Here is a 1,994-nt window from a genome sequence, read left to right on the forward strand (position 1 = left end):
AAGTACTGGATGAAATTCGCCCCATCAAGGATGACTGCGAAGAGACGGGGGAAGAATCCAACCGGATACATATCATTGACAGGAGCCCAGTTGATAAAGCCGTTAATGATTGCCTCTGAAATACCTGCAATGATGAAGAGACCGACACCGGAACCAATACCCCACTTGGTTACCACCTCATCCATCAGAAAGATGAGAACACCACCGATACAGATCTGGATAAAGATGAGGATGGCCAGTACACCGCTGTTTCCTCCGAATAATGCAGAGGCTATCGCCGGATCTGGTTTTAAAAATCCTCCGACAATCATGGGAAGGGCTTCAACCACGATCATGATAAAGATCATGAGTTTCTGAAGACCCATGTACTGGATCTGACCCCTGATTTCTGACGTATCAATATGAATGAGGTCAGCACCTTTCAGGAGCTGAAGAACGATTGAAGCGGTAACAATAGGACCGATACCTAAGTGGACAATCGAACCGCTTGAACCGGCAAGCAGAGCACGGAAGTACTGGAACATATCCTGTGATTCAGGAGATAATCCAAAAACAGGAATATTCGTGAGAGCAAAGTATAAAATTAAAATTGCTGCTGTCCAGGCAAGTTTGTTCTTAAAATGAACATGGCCTTCTGGCGTTTTGACTGCCGGCATTTTGGCCAGAATTGGCTCCATCCGGTCGAGTATCTCTCCCATTCAGAACCTCCTTGGGATCAAATCAGGAGAGCAGGGCGTGACCGCCCTTTGCCTCGATCTTCTGGATCGCAGACTGGGAGAACGCCTCTGCGGTAATATTCATTCTGCTGGTGACCTTGCCACCACCAAGAACCTTATCAATTCCGATATCTGCTGCATTGAGAACGATAACATCGCCGTCCCGGGTTGCTGTCCCCTGCTCAAGGAGTGACGGGAGGATCTGATCGATCTGACCAATATCCAGAACATTTCCGGTAAAGGATGAGCGGTGGTGGTGCTTAAAGCCGCAGGTTCCATAGGTCCAGTTTGCATGAACAACGCCACGGACAAACTTGTGATCCCGGCTTCCTCCTCTTCCACGGCCACCACGGTTCCCTGCACCACGGCGGTTTTTGTGGGTTCCTCCACCACAGGTTCTGGAACCCCGGTACTTGGAACGCTTATTTACTGGCATTGCAATTACCTCATCTTATAGAGGAGATCATTGATATTCTCCCCGTGATAGCCCAGGGAACCGCCCTGCTGGACAGTCCTCTTCGTGGTCTTGTACCCTTTCCGTGGGGGATGCAGACGAAGTACCGGCTTAAGACCGGGAACATCCGTCAGTCGTGCCTGCCCACTTGCAAGTGCTGCTGCGAATTCTGAAATTCCACTGTACTGGGAATTTTCTCTGACATACTCATCAGTAAGACGGGCATCTCCGACAAGACGGCCACGGTTGACGAGCAGTTCTTCAAGGGTTTTTGCATCCACTTCACCATATGCGATGAAATCCTTGACTTTCCGGATCATACCAACGTATGCCGGAGTGTCGGGGATCAGAACACAATGGTTGATGTGGTGCAGCCGGAGCATCTTGAGGGTATCTTTGATCTCACGACGGGTTTTGACCGTACCGCGGACCTGCACAACCGCATACATCACTCCATTCCCCCGAGACGAATCATATTCGTTGCCTTCAGTGCGTTGAAGGTTGCCTTTGCATAGTTGATTGTGGTCCGGGTCTGTCCCTGAGTCTGTGCCCAGACATCGCGGATACCTGCAAGCTCAAGCACTTTCTTTCCAATATCTCCGGTAACAAGCCCGATACCCTGTGGTGCCGGACGGAGTGTCACCCGGACACTTCCTGCATTGCCGGTGACCAGCATCGGAATAGAGTGCGGATTGCTGCATCCACATTCCCATGAACCACAGCCACGGCGGACCTTTACCAGGTTAATTTTTGCGCTCACTATGGCCTTCTTGATGGCTTCACCGACCTGAGCGTCTTTTCCCTGTCCAAATCCAATGTATCCG

Annotated in this window: 3 protein-coding genes and 1 pseudogene; all 4 read right to left on the reverse strand. The window is 50.5% G+C overall.

What is annotated here, in order from left to right:
• A pseudogene (locus PLA23_RS12020) lies at nt 1-698 on the reverse strand (preprotein translocase subunit SecY); the annotation flags it as partial.
• 22 nt (nt 699-720) lie between these two features.
• The gene (locus PLA23_RS12025) at nt 721-1,152 is read right to left on the reverse strand and encodes an uL15m family ribosomal protein (protein ID WP_324475335.1); all 432 of its coding nucleotides are present in this window, start codon (nt 1,150-1,152) and stop codon (nt 721-723) included.
• Nucleotides 1,153-1,157: 5 nt separating this feature from the next.
• Entirely contained in the window at nt 1,158-1,619 is a 462-nt protein-coding gene (locus PLA23_RS12030; RefSeq protein ID WP_324475336.1) for a 50S ribosomal protein L30, read from the reverse strand.
• Nucleotides 1,619-1,994, reverse strand: a 376-nt coding sequence (gene rpsE / locus PLA23_RS12035) for a 30S ribosomal protein S5 (protein ID WP_324475337.1), incomplete at its 5' end; no start/stop codon positions are given. The genes rpsE and PLA23_RS12030, both read right to left, overlap by 1 nt.

The organism is Methanospirillum sp., assembly GCF_035406105.1.
In the GTDB taxonomy this organism is placed as follows: domain Archaea; phylum Halobacteriota; class Methanomicrobia; order Methanomicrobiales; family Methanospirillaceae; genus Methanospirillum.

Bases quoted from the DNA above. Each gene is read 5' to 3' on its own strand.
- PLA23_RS12025 (WP_324475335.1), bottom strand. From the start codon at position 1,152: ATGCCAGTAAATAAGCGTTCCAAGTACCGGGGTTCCAGAACCTGTGGT.
- PLA23_RS12030 (WP_324475336.1), bottom strand. From the start codon at position 1,619: ATGTATGCGGTTGTGCAGGTCCGCGGTACGGTCAAAACCCGTCGTGAG.